The organism is Wolbachia endosymbiont of Aedes aegypti (assembly GCF_021496215.1).
Lineage (GTDB): Bacteria > Pseudomonadota > Alphaproteobacteria > Rickettsiales > Anaplasmataceae > Wolbachia > Wolbachia pipientis.
This window is the reverse complement of the sequence record NZ_CP090902.1, coordinates 885,880-905,119: the sequence shown is the minus strand read 5'-3', so window position 1 is coordinate 905,119 and position 19,240 is coordinate 885,880. Positions and strand designations below refer to the sequence as shown.

Genomic DNA, 19,240 nt, shown 5'->3' with positions numbered 1-19,240 from the left:
AGTGAGCAGGGTTATCTTTCTCTCTTATCTTTTTTATATCACGTTTTTAACTTACAATTGCCTTAGATGGAAAATAGAGATATTACATAAAATTTTAAATCCGGTCTCAAAGTTGAAGAATGTAGGCTTGGAATAGCAGAAAGACTAATGAGATATCTAACAGTTATGAGTATTATTGCTTGGAGGATCTTCTTTATTACATCAATTGCAAGAGCTAACCCAACATTACCATGTACTACCTTATTAGCTGAAGAAGAATGGAAAGTTTTATACGTTAAAATACACAGAAAACCATGTCCAAGTGTAGTTCCCAACATAAAAGAAGCTGTTTCATGAACTTGGAGGCCATTTAGCAAGAAAAAATGACCCAAAACCAGGACCAATTACTCTTTGGAAAGGATATAAACGTCTCTTTGATTTAGCAGAAGGATGGCGACTTGCTCACGAACTTTATATTTGTGGGTAATAGTAAGTTGTTAGGGGGATCTGGAGATACCGCGGCGGTATGACGTAGGGAAATCTTACTTATTATAGCTATAGTTCTACATGAATTACAAAAGTAATATTTACTAGATCTTAATATTTTAGATCTATATTTTAATAAATAATGAGCTGTAATTAGTATGAATAATCCATTTAAAAGTGAGAACTATAAAAAAAATCTCGATTCTCTGATCAAAGCTGTAAAGCTAGGAAATGCAGAGAAACAATATAACAAAACGTTAAGGGATTTATCTCATGCATTAGAAGGTTTTACAGGTGAGGCAAAAGGTATAGCTGAGTTTGTTATATATACTGACTTGAACAATTATGTAGAACAGCCATTAGGTCTTTTTAAAACATTAATGAATAGAATTTTGGGAAAAAATTTTCCAACCAAGAACAGTAGTATAAGTAATTTTGTAAATGATGAGTTGTCAAGTTTCACTTTAGAAACAGCAGCTAAGTATACAAGAATTTTAAAAAAAATTGATCTCTTGGAACAATTAGAAAAAGATTTCAGAAAAAATAATATTTTAAAAGATTCTTTAAATTTAGAACAAAGTGAAAAGAGTCAAGGAAAAGATAGATCACACGAAGTGAGTTTGGAAGGTAGAAAGCAAAAGGAAGGTACTTTTGAGCTGCGAAAAGAAGAACAGCCGAAAGAAAAATTAGGTGGTAATCGCATGAGGCAAATAAAGCGACCAACAACAGCACCTCCGGCTGCTCCAGATTCGAGGAAGGTACGCTTTAAATCAGAAATATCCTCAGATGGAGAAAGCAAGGCAAAGTCTACATCTTCTTTACTAAAAGGAGCTAATAGTTTTAGTATGCCTGATGCTAAGGAAAATCCTTCTGAGGATTCAGGCTATGAAAGTTCATTAGATCAGGGGTCTGAATATGAAGACATATCAAATTATCAAGAGAAAAAGCAAAAGGAAAATCCTTTATATGAGCAGAGAGAAGATTCAGGCTATGGAAGTTCATTAAATGAAGAGTCTGTATACAAAGAGATATCAAATTATCAAGAGAAGAAGAGTAAAATTTTAATAGAAAATTCGCAGAGTTCAAAATCGCCCAAAGAAGAGCCAATTTATGCAACAGTTCCTAAAGAACATATAGAAGCAAAAAGAGAACGTAAGCAGAAACAACAACCTCAATCCCTCGTACCACCAAAACCACCGCAAGTGCCAAAAAAAATGTTTACTACTGGTCAAGAAGTTAGACAAGAATCGAAAGTGGTAATCAAAGATAAACCTGCAGTACCGCCAAAGCCTAAAAATCTAAGCCGTGCTAATCAAAAAGTAAGCACAGAGCCAAAAGTAGTAGGAGTAATTCTTAAAAAATCAGCTGAAAGAGTACCACTAAAATCTGAAAATCAAGACAATAGGAAATCAGCACAAAAAGCTGCTGGTAAGGCGATACCAAAAGTAGCAGCAGCTACTATGAAAGGAGGAGCTAATCGCGAGATGGGCAGTAAAGTAAAGGCATTAAAAGAAAAATTTGAGCAAAATCAAGCAAAAGGAAATGCTAATGTACAGCTTGCTGAAAGCAAAACCACTCCAGCAGCACAAGCGGATATCGGTGTGAAGAAAAAACAATCTCATTCATTTCTAACAGAGAATAAAAGATCTGCAACGAAACACGTAACAGCAAAATCTGATCCAAAATCTCATGTCAGCAAAAATTCCCTTCTCACGCATGCAAATGTAAAGGAAATGGTTGCACAAATTGAGAAAGGAAAAGGAGGAAGATAGTAACATTTGGGAAAAAAACATATGTGTCAAGTCAAGAGATTGTGAGCAAATTTAGGAAATTATAGCTAAACTGACTTAGATTTACCGACAATTTGAAAAACCGTCATTCCGCTAACTATAGTATTTTCAAAAGCGAATGATAAAGGTATAATATGTTTTTTTAAAGTAGGGAAAGCGATGGTATATAGTGTAGATTTAAGGGAAAAAGCAGTGTCTTTGGTAGAAAAAGGAAAGTCAAAGGTTGAAGTTGCAGAGGTTTTTGAGATAGGGATAGCAACACTATATAGATGGCTAAAAAAGAAAGCTACTGGCCAAGGTCTCAAAGCGGTAAAAAGTACTGGTTTTATTCGAAAAATAGATCCAGAAATACTCAAAGAATATGTCAAAAAACACCCAGATCACACACTAGCAGAAATGAAACAAAACCTTGGCTTTGGGATAAGTGCAATTTGGTATAGATTAAGACAGCTAAAAATAACCTTTAAAAAAAGTCACATTCTATCAAGAGCGCAATCAAGAAGATAGGCAGCAATTTATCGATAAAGTCTCAAAAATAGACCACTGTAGCATTTTATATATAGATGAAGCAGGAGTTGATAATAGACTATACCGAGAATATGCACGAGCTCCAAGAGGAGAAAAAATATATGCTGATGTTCCAGGAAAAAAGCGGGAAAGAGTGAGTATAATAGGTGGATGAGAAGTTTATTGCACCAATGACCTTCACAGGAGGGTGTAATAAAGATATATTTAATGTATGGTTAGAGCGAAGATTACTTCCACAATTACAGCGTGATACAACCATAGTTATGGATAATGCTACATTCCATAAAACTCCCAAAACAAAGTCATTAATAGAGTCTTTTGGCTGTCATTTGCTTTATCTTCCAACATATTCACCTGATCTAAATCCGATAGAGCATTGTTGGCACACCATCAAAAGTTGCCTCAGACCTCTAATGCATCAATGTACAGACTTACACCTTTTAGTTGGTAATACCATTTTAGACGTTTATCATTCGTTTTAGAAAATACTATAGTTGAAATAGCGCAGTTACTCACCCCATAAATTTGGTGCTCTCTTTCAATCAAAGGTGTCTTGCTGCTTGAAATGTTTTCTTTGTAAAAATTTGGCTTATCTTTATATCATCTCATTCAAACAGCATTAACATAACTTATGCCTTTTTTGGATGTAGAAATTTTCTAGGAATTGTCTTTTTGAATTCTATGGTATTTTGTTTAACATTGAAACAAGAGGCCAGTGTCACGCACTGGCATGACACCCATTTGTTCCTATAGTTGTCTTTTCTCGTCTACCTTATTTTGCCACTCTGCTGAACAGATACATAAAGAAAGTGGAAAATTGGACATTCTCAACTCGGCTCCTGCAGATTAAAAATTAAGTTGAATAAAAATTGGATTTGACGCAGTTTTTTCCCATAGTTTAAGAAATTAAAAGTTTAACGATTAGAATTATAATTACAAACCACAATAAAAAATAGACTTTTCCATTTGATTTATTTTTAATTTGGATGTTTTCTAATTTTTTATCAGCTATTAGGTTTAATTTTTCTATAAGGCTAAATATCCCTTGGATTGTTTTTACAGGATAAGAACTTCTAATTTTTTCCCTATACCCTATTTTATTTTCATGTTGACTGCTTATCCACGCTTCAACTACTTTCCACATATTGATTTCTGAGTAGATCTTTCTACATGTCCCTTCCAGTAAAATCATAGTTTTCTGCAGCAATAACAATTGTGTTTGAACTTTCATATCAAAATCACCAGTTATTTTTAATAGCTGAGCAAGTAAACTAGCAAATGAAATCTTCTGTATAGGCTGCCCAATAATGGGTTCACCTATTGCCCTGCAAGCTGTGACAAAATTTCTATGCTGTGATGAAACATAACCAGCCCTAAAGTGCATTTTTGCAACGTGATCATAATCCCGATTTAAAAAGCCTTTGAGTATCTCTATAACGTAATAGCATGTCTCACGATCTATTCTACCCATGATTCCACAATCCAGGGCAATAATATTGTTATTACTATCAACCATTAGATTTCCAGGATGCATATCAGCATGAAAAAAACAATCCCTGTATACTTGATTGCAAAACGATTCTATAAGATTGATAGCTATTTGCTTACGATTATTCAGTTTTTCAACTTCGTATATTGGCGTTGCTTCTATCCATTCTAATGTTAAAACCTTTTTCGAAGTTCTATTCCAATCTATTTCAGGTACGTAAAAACCTCTGTCATTTTTTGTGTTTTCCTTTAGTTCCGAAGAGTGAGCAGCTTCAAAACGTAGATCTAACTCTAATCGGCAAATTTCAGCAAAAGTTTTGACTAATTCAATTGGCCTCAGCCTTTTTGATTGTTCGCTAAATTTTTCTGCAATTTCTGCAAGCCAAGAAAGCATTTTTATATCCCTTGAGAATGTTTTCTCAATATTTGGCCTTAAAACCTTCACAGCAACTTCCTTACCCTCAGTTGTAACCGCTCTATGCACCTGAGAAATCGATGCTGCTGCAATTGGCTTTTCAGAAAAGCTTGAAAAAATGTCGCTCAATTTACAATTAAACTCACTTTCTATAGTTTTAACTGCTATTTTATGTGAAAATGATGGCAATCTATCACATATCAATAACAAGTTATTTGTTATATCCTCATTTAAAACATCAGTACGTGATGAGATAGACTGCCCAAACTTAATGAACACCGGACCTAATTTTTCAAGAGCACACTTTAGCTTATGGCCTTGTATTTTATTTATTGATTTTTTTGATGGTGGAAGTAAATAAGGTAATATATTGTAACGCGTCAGCACCGTAATTATGTGCAGAAGACGCAAAATATTTTGAATCATTTCGCTGCGTAACTGCTAAATATTTCATTTAGGGTTCTATTTTTCATAATCTCATCAGGCTTGCCTTGGCAATAGATAGTATTATTTATACAAATTATGTAATCTGAGGATGGTAGAGCAGAGTTAAGATCATGAGAAGTCATAAGAATCGATACCAATCGTTTTTTTGCTATTTTATTTATAATATCATAAAATTTAGCCCGCGCGTTAATATCCATTGCACTAACTGGTTCATCTAGAATGATCAAGTCAGGCTCTGCAATTAAACAACGTGCAAGCAGTAATAATTGTGTTTGCCCTGCAGAAATTTCTAACACTTGATTTTTCAAAATGTTACCGATACCAGCCAACTCTATCGTTTCTGTAATAATGGATTGATTTTTCTTTAGTCTTTTAAAGGAGCTATTTAAAAGAAAATATTCAACTGTTATTGGCATCAAATTACTAATACTAAAATTTTGCGGCATGTAGCTAATTTTTGTGTTCTCAGCTAACACAATATTTCCAGTATAATTTTTATTTATACCAGCAATTGCTTTCACTAAAGAGGTTTTACCTCCACCATTTGGACCAAGTATTGTAATTATGTCTCCTCTTTCCATGAACATATTGATATTGTCAAGGATTCTTTTACCATCATATGCGAGAGCAAGATTTTCTATTTTTAGAACACGATTATTGACATTATTCAATTTATTGACAAAATTTAACTTCTTCTCAACGTTTATATGAGACATTTACTGGCTTTTTTTCTATTACTTTCACTTACACTATACTATAATATTGCCTTTTCATCCAATTTAAAAGTTGTAGCTACAATCAAACCTATCCACTCACTTGTAGCTTCTGTTACAGAAGGGATTTTAGAACCGGAATTGCTTGGCTATGCAACATCTGCACATAATTATATATTAAAGCCATCTGATGCGAGTAATTTAGAATCAAGTGACGTTATATTTTATGTTGACGATAACTTAGAGACGTTTGTTCAAACTTTCGCCAAAAATAATAAAGAACTAGTGCAATTGTCAAAGGCAATCAACCTACTTCCTACTCGGCCACATTCATTTTCTAGAAAAATCACTCACATTCAAGATGAAAAAGATTTACACATGTGGCTGAGTCCCGAAAATGCAAAGAGCATGATACTTTCTATAAGTGCAACATTGTCTGACATAGATAAAGGAAATTCCCATCGATACAGTTCTAATGCAACAAAAGCTATAAAAAAAATAGACCAAGAAGTAAAAGAAATCATGAAAGAACTGAATGATTTTAAAAATCAAAAATACATCGTTACTCATGATGCTTATCAATATTTTGAAAAATATTTCGGTCTAAATCATCCAAGCGCTATTCTTTCCATAGAAGAGGATTCTTACATAGGTATGAAGAGTTTAATGAAGCTAAAAAAGATAATGAAGGAAGAAAACGTTAAATGTATATTTGCTCATTCACAGGAAGATAGCATAAAGCCTAACGCCCTTTCTAATGACGCAAAAATGGTAGTTCTTGATCCTATTGGATCAGACATAGAGCCTGGAAAAGATGCATATCTAGCTATAATCAATAGCATTGCACAAAATTTTAAGTCTTGTTTTGTTGAGTAATAAGTTCCCTTTTAGCTTACTGTTTTATTGTTCTACAAATCAAGAAGAAGTGAGTTTACAACAAATGGTGTCATTCCAGTCTGGAATCCAGCTTTTTCATAATCATCAAAACGTTGTATTTTAACATAAAATGGCTGCTTTTATGCTTACTAACTTAATAAAATTCCTGGATCCCAGTGGGCTTTGTTGCATCACACTTTATGAGATGGTGATTTATGGTAAATTCATGTAACTATCTCAAATTTAGCCATACCAATATCAGTGAATTTATTAAGCAAATAGCATTTAGTTCTTTTTCTCGATTTATCTCAGATTTATTCCTAAAACTAAATCCGAATATTTGCTTTAATCTTGAGAAAAACCCTTCAATATAAGATCTTTTCCCATAATTTACTTCTTTTTTCCATTCTTTCATGCCATCTTCACCGTATAATTTTATTAACCTAATAGCAGCATTCCTGTCAGACATATAATCTATTTCTGGATGTTCTGCCGCATTGTTTATTGGTGGAATTTTTGTCTTTATATCATATTCGTTACACAACTTATAAAACTTGTGCCTATCACATGCTCTATCTGCATATAGTACTTTTATGGCATGCTGAAAATCAACTTCTTTTAGCAAATCACAAGCTCCATAGTGATCAGCCGTTACTGTATTTTACAGCTATGGCTTTTTTGTTGTTTATATTCAACATTACGTGCAATTTTCTCGTTTGCTCATAGCCACGATATTTTCTGTCAGTGCTATTTTCCTTGCTGTGTGTTGTTGTATATACTAATTCCTGTACTGTCTATAGCAATTTCGATATCTTCCATATTATTTTCTGCAATCATTTATCTTAATATTAAGTTTCTTTTGATGCTTGTGAATAGCTGCAAATCTCTTCCTATTTGTTGCAAATACCCTTTTAGAGGTTGTCCGGAAACTAGTAAATTCAAGCATATTCCCTCTTTAACATAACCCTACTCATAGCTAGGTATATGAAATTCTCAGTGGATGTTGTGAGTAAATCATACTCCTTCGATAGCCTTCTATTCCTATTAACCCAAGCAAAAGTCCTTTCTACAACCCATCTTCTTGGCTGTACTTTAAACCCTTGTTCTCTTGTTGGTAGTAGCTCAGGTGGCGTATCTTTGTGCACCCAAAATCTACATGGAGGCCTTTTAACAATTTCAATATCTATGTCATATTCTTCCTTTATGTGATTCTTTAAATTTCTTCCTTGGTATCCCATGTCAGCCCACATTTTTTTAACTTTAGTATATTTTGTTCTCATATTGTTTAATGCTATTTTAATACCATCTCTATCATTTTCGTTAGCAGCGCCTACGTAACAACCTAGTATAAAACCCTGAGTGTCTGTAATTATATGCCTTTTTCTACCCTTTACTTTTTTACTTCCATCATAGCCTTTGATCCCCCCTTTTCTGTAGTCTTTACAGATTGACTATCTACTATACAGGCACTCGGCTGCTCATTCCTTCCTATTTTTCTTCTACTATATTTTGTAATTTCATAATTCATTTTCTCAAAAATTCCCTGCTTCTTCCATTGCCTGAACTGCTCATACACAGTCTTCCATAGCGGAAAATCATTTGGTAAATACCGCCATTGACACCCTGTACGCAATACATAGAAAATTGCTTCTAATATTTCTCTTTTGCTATACTTTGGCGGCCTTCCTCCTTTCTTGTATGATACTCTGAAGTGTTTTTCTATTCTTGACCATTCCCTTTCGCTTAGATCTGTTGGATACTTTTTTCTCATCTTTACCCCGTACTAAAATTTCAGATATTATAGCCTTTTACTTGTTTCCGGACAACCTCTATAAACCCGACTGTTTGTCTTAAACCAATTCTAAAGAAACTGACGATTATATGCACCAAAATCACAACTTTATCACTATAAATATAGTTGCCGCCCTGCATTTTTGGACAATTCTCGTACCAATTTTCTATGGCGTCATTGATATAACAAAAAATGCTTCCTCTTTCTTGGAGAAATTTGCTATATTCATGGCAGTTACTGACTCTCATTTTTTGTGGCATATTTTTTCTTCAACAGTTAAATGGCTATTTATAATGAATTTTGTCAGTAACTGCCAGTTCTTTTCACTTGAGCGATGCAACAAAGCCATCCCAGTGTCAAGCACTGGGATGACATCGTAGGGGTGCTGGCCTGATAACCGTCATCCCGCTACTTGTTAGCGGGATCTAGAGATACCGCGAATGAATCGCGGTATGACGGTTCGCGGCGGCATGACGATAAGGTTTATACCTTGTCATCCCAGTGCTTGACACCGAGATTGATTTATCTTGTCTACCTTATTTTGCCACTCCGCTGAACGGATACCATATTATGCAGGTTTAGAATTATGCTTTATTCTTATGTTGATGTCTTGGCCCAATACAATCAATAAGTTAAGCAAGTATTCTAAGGAGAACCCTTCGATTTTTGACCTATTGATTTGAGATACTTTAGGTTGATCAATCTTTAGAGTGTTTGCTGCTTTTTTCTGTGTTGTGTACTTCTTACTTATTAATTGTGCAATGACCTTTATTAATTTCAGTTTTGTATCTTTCACATCCCCCAACTCTACTATTATAGGATAACTTAATTGTAAGTTTTGCATAATAATAAAATTCCTTATAAAAAAATTACTTTAGTTTTTCTTCTTTAAATAACACATGCCTTCTGACTACTGGGTCATACTTCCTAAACTCCAGTTTTTTGGTGAGCTTTTTTGGATTACGCTTTTTTACATAAAAATAGCCAGTTGATTTTTCTTCACCAGTTTTTGTTATCTTGATTGCAGTGCTGACTAACTTAACGAGCAAAGAAGCATTTTTTTTCGCCATATTTATAATGATATAATAAATTCTATGCGAGTTTATTACGCAAAATACTAAAAGTCAATCGAATAATGCAGATTGCAAAATCCTTGACAATCAACAGTGCATTAAGTAGCATAAAGTTAACTTCAGAATAAAAAGCAAACGGTAAATAAGTGACAAATAGTGGTAAAAGGGTATTATTGATAGAAAATTCTATCTGTTCTAATGAGGTAAGAGTTGCCTTGTCAATTAATAACAAGGTTGTAGAATTTGAACAAGAATTCAAGGAAAAAAAACAATTAAGAGGTAATATATACGTTGCTTATATAAAGCGTATAGAGCCTTCTTTGCAAGCCGTATTTATTGAATATGGGAAAAATAAGCAAGGTTTTTTGTCTTTTTCCGAGATATCTCTAGATTACTTCAACATTCCAGAAAAAGAAAAGGAAACTATCTTTGAGGGCTACTCAAATGACGATTGTATAGAAGAAGCCTCAGCAAATGTTTCTTCAGATTCTGCAGCTAGTAAGAATGTCAACGGATCAGGTAGTGGTTTTGTAAGAGAGGTACCTTTATATAAAAAATACAAATTACAAGATGTTATTTCAGTAAATCAAAAAGTATTGGTCCAGCTAACTAAAGAGGAACGAGGCAATAAAGGAGCTTCATTTACAACATACATAACTTTAGTGGGTAGATACTGTGTTTTCATGCCAAATTCCATGAGCAAAGGTGGAGTGTCCCGCAGAATTGAAGATGCTAATGTCAGAAAGCAGTTAAAGGAGATACTGAGTTCAATAAACTTGCCAAAAAGATCAGGTTTAATAGTAAGAACTGTTGGTTCAGGAAAAAATAAGAAAGAAATTGAGCAGGATTACAATTACTTATCCTCATTATGGCAGAGCATTCAAAAAAATGCCTTCTCTGTAAACGTTCCATCATTAATTTACAATGAAGCAGATGTAATTATGAGATCTGTTCGTGATTTTTGTAGCGATGGTATAGAAGTTATAGTGTCTGGAAAGGAAGCTTTTGAGGCAGTTAGGCAATATGCTAACAATGCACTAAAAGGTAGTAAGTTGTGCTATAGATTGTATAGAGGTTATGCTCCGATCTTTACTTACTACGGAATCGAAGATCAAATTTCTGAGTTATATAGCAATAGAGTAGAATTGCCATCTGGTGGGTCTTTGATAATAACTTTAACTGAGGCGTTTGTTTCAATAGACGTAAATTCAGGAAAGATGACAGGAGAAGATAGCATAGAAGAAACAGCTTATAGAACCAACATGGAAGCAGTACCTGAAATATCAAGACAGGTGAATCTTAGGGGCCTATCAGGATTAATAGTAGTCGATTTTATTGATATGTTGAAATATCAGTATTGCAGAGCTGTTGAGTCTGCTATAAAGCAAGCGTTTAAAGATGATAAAGCTAAAGTTCAATTTAGCTACATAAATGACTTTGGTTTAATGGTATTTTCAAGGCAAAGAATTAAACCAAACATACAAGAAATTAATACTACAGAGTGTTTACACTGCAAAGGTACTGGAAGAGTAAAATCAAACGAAGTAATTGTTTCATCAATACTAAGGGATTTACAACATATTGCTAACAAGAATCGAAATAAGTCTTTTGATTTAGTAGCACACAGTGCAGTTATAGCGCACATTTTTAATAACAAACGCAATACAGTTTCTACAATCGAAAAAGAGTTTAATATTACATTGAACGTTAGTATTGATAACAGTTTAGATGTAAATACATTTGTTTTAAAACAAGGAGATGATGTTAATTTAAACGGTTATAAGCCATTACAGAACTCTGGATACCAAATTGGGGATAGCAGCAATGAAGAAGCTGATAATTCAAATAAACTACGAGGCAATTTTTGGCTGACTAAGTGGCTTTCGCGCCTTTTAAGTTCTAATAACTAATTAGAAACCTAAATTGGGCTTGTAATTAATGAGCCCTATACTTATATATTCTTATATCAGATAATATTTACAATGGGGTACTCATTATGGGAAGAGCAATAGGCATAGATCTCGGAACAACAAATTCTTGTGTTGCAATAATGCAGGGCAAGGATACAAAGGTAATAGAAAATAAAGAAGGGGCAAGAACTACTCCATCTATAGTTGCATTGACTTCTTCAGGAGAAAGGTTGATTGGTGCTCCAGCAAAAAGGCAAGCAACCACCAATGCAAGTAATACCTTTTTTGCTACTAAGAGATTAATAGGCCGTCAATATAGTGATCCTGAGATGAAAAATCTAAGTGTACCATACAAAGTATTTGCAGCAAAAAGTGGTGATGCATGGGTTAAAACAACTGATAATAAAGAATATTCTCCTAGTCAAATTGGTGCATTTATACTACAAAACATGAAAGAGGCAGCAGAAGCTTATCTTGGAGAGGAAGTAAAAGATGCTGTGATAACAGTGCCAGCATATTTCAACGACTCTCAACGTCAAGCAACAAAAGATGCAGGAAAAATTGCCGGATTAAATGTACTCAGAATAGTAAATGAACCGACTGCTGCAGCACTTGCTTATGGTCTTGATAAGAAACATGGGCACACAATAGTAGTATATGACCTTGGTGGTGGTACATTTGACGTTTCAATACTTGAAATAGGTGATGGAGTTTTCGAAGTGAAAGCAACAAACGGTGATACCCATCTTGGAGGTGAAGACTTTGATAATGGAGTAGTGAGTTATTTACTAGATGAATTCAAGAAAAGTAATGGCATTGATTTGAAAAATGATCCAATGGCTATGCAAAGAATCAAAGAAGCTGCTGAAAAAGCGAAAATTGAATTATCAAGTGCAATGGAAACGGAAATAAATCTACCGTTTATTACAGCTGATGCAAGTGGTCCAAAACACTTAAATATGAAATTAACGAGAGCAAAACTTGAAAGCTTAGTGAATGATTTAATCGAAAGAACTATGGCTCCTTGTAAAAAAGCTCTTGAGGATGCTGGTTTATCTGCTAGTCAAATTGGCGAAGTGGTTCTTGTTGGTGGCATGACTCGTATGCCAAAAGTCATAGAGAAAGTTAAAGAATTCTTTGGCAAAGATCCACATAGAGGAGTTAACCCTGATGAAGTTGTAGCAATTGGAGCTGCAATACAGGCGGGGATCATTCAAGGTGATGTAAGAGATGTGTTACTACTTGATGTAACCCCACTTTCTCTTGGTATTGAAACTCTAGGAGGAGTATTCACTCCACTTATTGAGCGTAATACTACAATTCCTACTAAAAAATCTCAGGTGTTTTCAACTGCAGAAGATAACCAAACAGCTGTTACAATTAAGGTGCATCAGGGTGAAAGAAAACTGGCAGTTGATAATAAGCTACTCGGTCAGTTTAGTTTGGAAGGGATACCTCCTGCTCCGCGCGGAAGGCCACAAATTGAAGTGACATTTGATATAGATGCAAATGGAATAGCACACGTTTCTGCAAAAGATAAAGCTACTGGAAAAGAGCAAAAAATACGCATTCAATCTTCAGGTGGTTTATCTGATAATGAAATAAATCGCATGGTAAAAGAAGCTGAAGAAAAAGCGCAAGAAGATGAAAAGCGCAAAAAGTTTATTGAAGTGAAGAATCAAGCGGATAGCTTAGTCCATTCTACAGAAAAGTCTCTGACAGAGTATGGTGATAAAGTTTCACCAGAAGATAGATCTGCTATTGAAAATGCAGTTAACGAATTAAAAGAAGTTAGTAAATCTGATAACATTGATGACGCTGATTCAATACAGCAGAAAGTTACTAATCTTTCTCAATTATCTATGAAACTTGGAGAAGCTATGTATCAAACATCTCAACAAAATAGTGCTGAAAATGGCTTTTCATCAGAAGGAAATCCAAATGATAAAGAGGAAAAAGTAGTAGATTCTGATTATCAAGACATAGATAATAAAGAAGAGAATAAATAATTGTGATCACTTTTCCTGTCATCCGAGTAGCTGACACTGAGATGACAGGAGGAGCATATTGTTGCTTAAAGAAACCATTATGGACATTATTAAGGCAATAGAAGAAAAGATACGCGATTCGATAGATGTAATTGATATCAACATTATCGATGAATCAGCAAAGCATGCTGATCATTATTTTGCTTCATCTTCAACATTACCTTCGCACATTAAATTAATATTAATATCTGACGGCTTTATTGGAATGAGCGTTCTAAAAAGACACAAGTTGATTTATGAGTTATTGAAGGGTGAGATAGAGCTAATACATGCAATTTCTCTTCACTTGTATACGCAAGATGAGTACAATTTAAAAAATAAATAATAAAAATGTGAAGGAAGAGTCTATATTAGTTAAAGCAGGAAGAAAATTTAATGACTATAAAGGTTCCATGAACCCGCCAGTTTATCATTCTTCTACCATATTATTCCCTACTTACAAGGACTACTTAAATGCAGCAAATGGAGAAAGTATATACGATGTAATCAACGATGGTGTTGCAAGGGATTATAGCTACAGTAATGTTGGTACTCCTACTGTTCATTATCTTTCAAATGCACTGGCTGAAATTGAAGGGAGTGGACAAGCGCTTATTTATCCTTCCGGACTATTTGCACTTACTTTTGCTATTCTAACTTTCGCTAAAGCAGGCTCGCACGTTTTAATTCAAGATAATAGTTATTATAGGCTTAGGAGGTTTGCAGAAAATGAGCTACCAAAAAGAGGAACAGAAGTAACTTTTTATGATCCAACACAGGATATAACTGATTTAATTCAGAGTAATACTTCATTGATAATGATCGAGACTCCTGGTTCTGTAACGTTTGAGATTTCGAATATAGAGCATATAGTAAAAGTTGCTAAGGAACATAAAATTGTGACCGTTTGTGACAATTCATGGGCCACTCCTTTGTTATTTAAGCCGCTTGATTATGGAGTTGATGTTGCACTATATGCGGTGACAAAGTATCTAGCCGGTCACTCAGATTTAGTGATGGGGGCTATTATTGCTGAAGGTGAAATTTTTAAATTGCTTTATGAGAGCTATAAAAATTATGGGGTAACCATTCAATCGCACGACTGCTACCTTGCACATAGGGGACTTAGAACATTGTACACACGTATGAAAAGGCACCAAAATACAGCAATGGAAGTGGCAAAGTGGCTAGAAAAACATTCAAAAATCAAAAAAGTTTTGTATCCAGCACTTCCCTTCCATCCTCAACACGAATTATGGAAAAGTTACTTCAAAGGAGCAAGCGGCACATTCAGTATAGCACTAGATAGAGAATATTCATGTGAAGAACTAAGCTGCATGGTTGATCACATGAAAATTTTTGGTATCGGTGCTTCTTGGGGAGGATGCGACAGTTTGATATTACCAATAGATCGTAGATCTATGTCAAGATCTGTAATGAATTCAGATTATGGTGGAAGTTTTATACGGATATTTTGTGGACTGGAAGATCCTGAAGATTTAATCTCTGATTTAAATGCTGCACTAGCAAGGTTGCCATGTTTGAACACTAAAACTGGCAGATGAAACTGAGAGAATTACTGCATAACATTATTGATGTTAACTTTGATATTGAAATCAAGGGCGTTACATGTAATCCCAATAGAGTAAAGGAAGGTTATCTTTTTGTTTGTGTGTCTGCGGTGTCATTCCAGCGCGTGACGCTGGAATCTAGAAAACCAGCATGTATCCAGATTTTTCCTACTGAATCCCAGTATCACGCACACGACTGTGTAGACGTTGTCATACAAGGAACCAAAAAAGATGTCATCCCAGTGCTTGACTACTTGGATCCAGAAAATTTAATTGCAAATGAACACACTAAGCAATTGCATAATAAAAACTGGATTCCAGTGTCAGCTACTTGCATGACAAATACTCCGAGTTTTGCAGTGCTTGACCACCCAAACCCTCAAGAAATATACAGAGAAATAGTCAGCAGGTTTTATCAATTCAAACAGCCCAAATATGTTGCTGCTGTAACTGGTACAAATGGTAAAACTTCAGTAGTAGAATTTTGCCGCCAGATCTGGCAAAACTCTGGCTATAATGCTGCGTCTATTGGAACACTTGGAACATGCATCAATAATGACAGAGAAGATAATAGCGATAATCTTACCACTCCAGGCGCAGATGACCTTTATTCCACATTATGTGGTATAAATAGTAAGAACGTAGAACAATTAGCATTAGAGGCTTCAAGCCATGGAATTGACCAATACAGAATTCATGGACTTAGGTTCACTGCTGCAGCTTTTACTAATTTCTCGCAAGATCATTTGGACTATCATAAGAGTATCGATGAGTATTTTGAGGCTAAGAAAAGGTTATTTTATGAGGTACTACCAGAGGGAGAAACAGTAATTTTAAATGCGGATATAAATGAGTACCATGCATTGCTTAAAATAGCTGAAAAACGCAGCAACAAAGTTATCACCTATGGAAAAACAGGTTCTGATATTACTTTATTAGAGCAAACACCAACCCCTAATGGTCAATACCTTACAATTAAAATTGGCGATGAAATTTATAACATGTTTTTTCCAGTTTTGGGGCAATTTCAAGCATATAATCTGTTGTGTGCAATTGGTATAGTTACCTCGTCTGGACTGAATTACAGAGAAATATCTATAGGTAAACTCGTTTCTCCACCAGGAAGAATGGAAAAAGTTCAACCTTTTGCATTCGTGGATTACGCACACACTCCAAGTGCGCTTAAACAAGCCCTGTTGTCTTTAAAATGGCACTTCAACAAAAAAATAGTCCTAGTTTTTGGATGCGGTGGCAATCGTGATCGGAAGAAGCGTTCAGAAATGGGTAAAATAGCACAAATGTATGCAGACAAAGTAATAATCACAGATGACAATCCGCGTGATGAAGATCCTGCAAAAATTCGCCACGATATTTTGCTATATTGTCCTAGTGCACTGGAGATAGGGGACAGGAAAGAAGCCATAGAAAAAGGCATAGATATTGCCTATAACGAGGGTATGATTCTGCTGGTTGCAGGAAAAGGACATGAGAAATTTCAAATCATAGGGAATCAAACCTTTGAGTTTAGTGATGTTGAGGTTATTAAAAGTAAAGTTTTATCTTGACCTATATACTCTGACCAATTTCCTGTACAGAGCTCTCTGTTCCTTCCATTTTAGTGTTAGGTTTTGACATTACGTACGCAACGCAAACAGATACTAATGCAATGGATACAGATATACCAATAGTTACTAGTATAGGTAATTCAACAATGTATCCAATACCCGCCACTATCAATGCAGTTGCAATACCACCTACAGCAATCATTTTTGCTGGCCTTTTTTTCTTACATTCCATTTCTCTCTTATGTTTTTCTTCTTCTGCTTTCTCCAAGACAGCAATCACCTCTTTGTCTGTAGCAAACATACTGGGAATGGAATTATTATTATCTAGTGCTAAAGGACTAGCTCCTTTATTTAACAGGCACCTCACTGCATTTATATGATTATTAGTAGCAGCAAAATGCAGCGGTGTTGAGCCAAGTTTAGAACATGAGTGAATATGTGCTCCTTGCTCCAGTAGTAATTCTATTATTTCCGTATTACCGCTGCTAGCGGCACAATGCAGAGCAGTGTGTCCACCACCATCGCGTGTACTAACCTCTGCACCTTTCTCCAGTAGACGTCTTACTGTTTTTACTAAGCCTTTATGAGCAGCAATGTTTAACGCAGTAGTATAATACCTAGAAGCATGGGTAATCTCTTGCCGTATTTCAAATAAATGATCTATGTGAAAATTAAGTCTTTTCCACTGATTGTATGTATCTTGGTTACATGCGAGCAGCTTTTGCTTAACTTCTTCAATTATGTCACTTTCTTTTGATTCTTGCTCTATTTCTTGGAATATAGCATCAATTTCTTGCTCTTTTATACTCATACGCTCCCCAACAACTATTCAACTATAAATTATAATTTTATGGATATAGTAAAAGCAAGGCAAGATTTTATTTAATAGCCTCACAATCATTCACCGTTCTTGCAAGTGATAGCACTCTCACTTCTTTTGCACCGGAGTTTAAAATTTCCTGAGAGCAAGATCTTACAGTTGCTCCGGTTGTTACCACATCATCAACTAATATCACGATTTTATTTTCGATAATTTTCTTGTTGCTTGTTTTAAAAGCCTTCTTTAAATTTTTTTTCACGCTGTTTAAGTGAAAGACCAGCTTGAGGCGCAGTATGGCGAAGGCGTTTTATTGCAAATGGCGTATAGGATAAATTGGACAATTTACTCAATTCTTTTGCAAGCAGTGCTGCTTGATTATATTTACGTTTAAACAAGCGCATTTTATGTAACGGTATAGGGATTATGATCTCTGCGTTCTGAAATGTATCCTGATTAGCTTGGTGTATCCACTTTGCATAGATTTTTACGTAATTCAAATTATCAAAAAATTTGAAATTTATAATCAGAGGTTGTCCGGAAACAAGTAAAAGGCTATAATATCTGAAATTTTAGTACGGGGTAAAGATGAGAAAAAAGTATCCAACAGATCTAAGCGAAAGGGAATGGTCAAGAATAGAAAAACACTTCAGAGTATCATACAAGAAAGGAGGAAGGCCGCCAAAGTATAGCAAAAGAGAAATATTAGAAGCAATTTTCTATGTATTGCGTACAGGGTGTCAATGGCGGTATTTACCAAATGATTTTCCGCTATGGAAGACTGTGTATGAGCAGTTCAGGCAATGGAAGAAGCAGGGAATTTTTGAGAAAATGAATTATGAAATTACAAAATATAGTAGAAGAAAAATAGGAAGGAATGAGCAGCCGAGTGCCTGTATAGTAGATAGTCAATCTGTAAAGACTACAGAAAAGGGGGGATCAAAGGCTATGATGGAAGTAAAAAAGTAAAGGGTAGAAAAAGGCATATAATTACAGACACTCAGGGTTTTATACTAGGTTGTTACGTAGGCGCTGCTAACGAAAATGATAGAGATGGTATTAAAATAGCATTAAACAATATGAGAACAAAATATACTAAAGTTAAAAAAATGTGGGCTGACATGGGATACCAAGGAAGAAATTTAAAGAATCACATAAAGGAAGAATATGACATAGATATTGAAATTGTTAAAAGGCCTCCATGTAGATTTTGGGTGCACAAAGATACGCCACCTGAGCTACTACCAACAAGAGAACAAGGGTTTAAAGTACAGCCAAGAAGATGGGTTGTAGAAAGGACTTTTGCTTGGGTTAATAGGAATAGAAGGCTATCGAAGGAGTATGATTTACTCACAACATCCACTGAGAATTTCATATACCTAGCTATGAGTAGGGTTATGTTAAAGAGGGAATATGCTTGAATTTACTAGTTTCCGGACAACCTCTCATGTTTCTACTATGTTGATCATAAGCAAAAACTGATCTTAATACTTTAAACGGTGGAGGATTGATGATGCACTTACCACACGTATAAATATTGTCTGAGATTACTACGCCACAAACATTGCAGTAATGCTTAGTTAGAAAATTGATTTTTTTGTTGCATTCACTACACAGATTAAGATTTTCATCAATGATACATTCGCAACTTACGCATACGCTTGGAAATATGAGATTTGTAGCTTTTTTTAGTAAGAGAAGGTTCACAACTCATTAAATATATTATAAAATAATTTATATAGTATAGCTAAAGTAACTTAAGC

At 34.8% G+C, this 19,240-nt stretch carries 15 protein-coding genes and 7 pseudogenes; 12 read left to right on the top strand and 10 right to left on the bottom strand.

The genetic code is table 11. The features are described from left to right. Positions 1-58 precede the first annotated feature (58 nt). The 4 genes and pseudogenes from L0Z58_RS04640 to L0Z58_RS04625 form a co-directional block, all read left to right on the top strand. Positions 59-466: pseudogene (locus tag L0Z58_RS04640) on the top strand (IS4 family transposase); the annotation flags it as partial. Between the two features lie 157 nt (positions 467-623). Then, positions 624-2,237 (top strand): hypothetical protein, encoded by a 1,614-nt coding sequence (locus tag L0Z58_RS04635; protein WP_010962938.1) that lies wholly within the window; start codon positions 624-626, stop codon positions 2,235-2,237. Between the two features lie 177 nt (positions 2,238-2,414). After that, entirely contained in the window at positions 2,415-2,762 is a 348-nt protein-coding gene (locus L0Z58_RS04630) for an IS630 transposase-related protein (protein ID WP_022626382.1), read from the top strand. A 167-nt stretch (positions 2,763-2,929) separates the two neighbouring features. Next, positions 2,930-3,265 carry a transposase gene (locus L0Z58_RS04625; protein ID WP_049973597.1) on the top strand — a complete coding sequence of 112 codons (336 nt, stop codon included), beginning with the start codon at positions 2,930-2,932 and terminating at the stop codon, positions 3,263-3,265. A 416-nt stretch (positions 3,266-3,681) separates the two neighbouring features. Here L0Z58_RS04625 and ubiB read toward each other — a convergent pair whose 3' ends face one another. Further along, a complete protein-coding gene (ubiB, locus tag L0Z58_RS04620; RefSeq protein ID WP_010962936.1) occupies positions 3,682-5,112 on the bottom strand; it encodes a 2-polyprenylphenol 6-hydroxylase in 1,431 nt (476 codons plus the stop codon). Beyond that, entirely contained in the window at positions 5,109-5,849 is a 741-nt protein-coding gene (locus L0Z58_RS04615; RefSeq protein ID WP_022626380.1) for a metal ABC transporter ATP-binding protein, read from the bottom strand. The genes ubiB and L0Z58_RS04615 overlap by 4 nt, the downstream gene beginning before the upstream one ends. Between L0Z58_RS04615 and L0Z58_RS04610 the strand changes: the two genes are divergently transcribed. Next, a complete protein-coding gene (locus tag L0Z58_RS04610) occupies positions 5,841-6,722 on the top strand; it encodes a zinc ABC transporter substrate-binding protein (RefSeq protein ID WP_010962934.1) in 882 nt (293 codons plus the stop codon). The genes L0Z58_RS04615 and L0Z58_RS04610 overlap by 9 nt on opposite strands. Positions 6,723-6,946: 224 nt before the next feature. Here L0Z58_RS04610 and L0Z58_RS07095 read toward each other — a convergent pair. The 3 pseudogenes from L0Z58_RS07095 to L0Z58_RS07090 all read right to left on the bottom strand — a co-directional run. Next, positions 6,947-7,637 (bottom strand): annotated as a pseudogene (locus tag L0Z58_RS07095) (transposase); the annotation flags it as partial. A 23-nt stretch (positions 7,638-7,660) separates the two neighbouring features. Continuing rightward, positions 7,661-8,493: pseudogene (locus L0Z58_RS04600) on the bottom strand (IS5 family transposase). A gap of 38 nt (positions 8,494-8,531) precedes the next feature. Continuing rightward, a pseudogene (locus tag L0Z58_RS07090) lies at positions 8,532-8,774 on the bottom strand (transposase); the annotation flags it as partial. Here L0Z58_RS07090 and L0Z58_RS07085 point away from each other — a divergent pair. Next, a complete protein-coding gene (locus tag L0Z58_RS07085; RefSeq protein WP_264374075.1) occupies positions 8,766-8,894 on the top strand; it encodes a hypothetical protein in 129 nt (42 codons plus the stop codon). The pseudogene L0Z58_RS07090 and the gene L0Z58_RS07085 sit on opposite strands and share 9 nt — an antisense overlap. Before the next feature lie 188 nt (positions 8,895-9,082). On the opposite strand, the gene L0Z58_RS04585 is transcribed toward L0Z58_RS07085, so the two are convergent. Together L0Z58_RS04585 and rpmG are read right to left on the bottom strand one after the other, a co-directional pair. Beyond that, a complete protein-coding gene (locus tag L0Z58_RS04585; protein WP_010962932.1) occupies positions 9,083-9,358 on the bottom strand; it encodes a helix-turn-helix domain-containing protein in 276 nt (91 codons plus the stop codon). A gap of 25 nt (positions 9,359-9,383) precedes the next feature. After that, entirely contained in the window at positions 9,384-9,584 is a 201-nt protein-coding gene (gene rpmG / locus L0Z58_RS04580) for a 50S ribosomal protein L33 (protein WP_010082633.1), read from the bottom strand. A 149-nt stretch (positions 9,585-9,733) separates the two neighbouring features. Here rpmG and L0Z58_RS04575 point away from each other — a divergent pair, with 149 nt between their 5' ends. The 5 genes and pseudogenes from L0Z58_RS04575 to murE all read left to right on the top strand — a co-directional run bounded on the left by L0Z58_RS04575 (position 9,734) and on the right by murE (position 16,660). Then, positions 9,734-11,497 (top strand): Rne/Rng family ribonuclease, encoded by a 1,764-nt coding sequence (locus tag L0Z58_RS04575; protein WP_010962931.1) that lies wholly within the window; start codon positions 9,734-9,736, stop codon positions 11,495-11,497. 86 nt (positions 11,498-11,583) lie between these two features. Then, entirely contained in the window at positions 11,584-13,506 is a 1,923-nt protein-coding gene (gene dnaK, locus L0Z58_RS04570; RefSeq protein ID WP_010962930.1) for a molecular chaperone DnaK, read from the top strand. A gap of 79 nt (positions 13,507-13,585) precedes the next feature. Further along, the gene (locus L0Z58_RS04565; protein WP_010962929.1) at positions 13,586-13,870 is read left to right on the top strand and encodes a BolA family protein; all 285 of its coding nucleotides are present in this window, start codon (positions 13,586-13,588) and stop codon (positions 13,868-13,870) included. A gap of 7 nt (positions 13,871-13,877) precedes the next feature. Next, positions 13,878-15,111 (top strand): annotated as a pseudogene (gene metC, locus L0Z58_RS04560) (cystathionine beta-lyase). Further along, the gene (gene murE, locus L0Z58_RS04555; RefSeq protein ID WP_010962927.1) at positions 15,086-16,660 is read left to right on the top strand and encodes a UDP-N-acetylmuramoyl-L-alanyl-D-glutamate--2,6-diaminopimelate ligase; all 1,575 of its coding nucleotides are present in this window, start codon (positions 15,086-15,088) and stop codon (positions 16,658-16,660) included. The pseudogene metC and the gene murE overlap by 26 nt, the downstream one beginning before the upstream one ends. Position 16,661: 1 nt before the next feature. On the opposite strand, the gene L0Z58_RS04550 is transcribed toward murE, so the two are convergent. Both L0Z58_RS04550 and L0Z58_RS06825 read right to left on the bottom strand, forming a co-directional pair. Continuing rightward, on the bottom strand, positions 16,662-17,471 hold the full coding sequence (locus L0Z58_RS04550; RefSeq protein ID WP_022626377.1) for an ankyrin repeat domain-containing protein: 810 nt from the start codon (positions 17,469-17,471) through the stop codon (positions 16,662-16,664). 67 nt (positions 17,472-17,538) lie between these two features. Continuing rightward, positions 17,539-18,007 (bottom strand): annotated as a pseudogene (locus tag L0Z58_RS06825) (ComF family protein); the annotation flags it as partial. A gap of 58 nt (positions 18,008-18,065) precedes the next feature. Here L0Z58_RS06825 and L0Z58_RS04535 point away from each other — a divergent pair. Beyond that, positions 18,066-18,898 (top strand): IS5-like element ISWpi1 family transposase gene (locus L0Z58_RS04535; RefSeq protein WP_099606204.1). Its coding sequence is split into 2 segments (ribosomal slippage): positions 18,066-18,435 and positions 18,435-18,898, totalling 834 coding nucleotides; the frame shifts between segments, so codons are not numbered across the junction. 25 nt (positions 18,899-18,923) lie between these two features. Here the strand turns inward: L0Z58_RS04535 and L0Z58_RS04530 are convergent. Further along, positions 18,924-19,184 (bottom strand): annotated as a pseudogene (locus tag L0Z58_RS04530) (double zinc ribbon domain-containing protein); the annotation flags it as partial. Positions 19,185-19,240 lie beyond the last annotated feature (56 nt).

Excerpts from the sequence above, each read along its gene's own strand:
- L0Z58_RS04615 (WP_022626380.1), bottom strand. The coding sequence starts at position 5,849 with ATGTCTCATATAAACGTTGAGAAGAAGTTAAATTTTGTCAATAAATTG.
- murE (WP_010962927.1), top strand. The coding sequence starts at position 15,086 with ATGAAACTGAGAGAATTACTGCATAACATTATTGATGTTAACTTTGAT.
- dnaK (WP_010962930.1), top strand. The coding sequence starts at position 11,584 with ATGGGAAGAGCAATAGGCATAGATCTCGGAACAACAAATTCTTGTGTT.
- L0Z58_RS04635 (WP_010962938.1), top strand. The coding sequence starts at position 624 with ATGAATAATCCATTTAAAAGTGAGAACTATAAAAAAAATCTCGATTCT.
- L0Z58_RS04585 (WP_010962932.1), bottom strand. The coding sequence starts at position 9,358 with ATGCAAAACTTACAATTAAGTTATCCTATAATAGTAGAGTTGGGGGAT.
- L0Z58_RS04565 (WP_010962929.1), top strand. The coding sequence starts at position 13,586 with ATGGACATTATTAAGGCAATAGAAGAAAAGATACGCGATTCGATAGAT.
- L0Z58_RS04630 (WP_022626382.1), top strand. The coding sequence starts at position 2,415 with ATGGTATATAGTGTAGATTTAAGGGAAAAAGCAGTGTCTTTGGTAGAA.
- L0Z58_RS04550 (WP_022626377.1), bottom strand. The coding sequence starts at position 17,471 with ATGAGTATAAAAGAGCAAGAAATTGATGCTATATTCCAAGAAATAGAG.
- rpmG (WP_010082633.1), bottom strand. The coding sequence starts at position 9,584 with ATGGCGAAAAAAAATGCTTCTTTGCTCGTTAAGTTAGTCAGCACTGCA.
- L0Z58_RS04610 (WP_010962934.1), top strand. The coding sequence starts at position 5,841 with ATGAGACATTTACTGGCTTTTTTTCTATTACTTTCACTTACACTATAC.
- ubiB (WP_010962936.1), bottom strand. The coding sequence starts at position 5,112 with ATGATTCAAAATATTTTGCGTCTTCTGCACATAATTACGGTGCTGACG.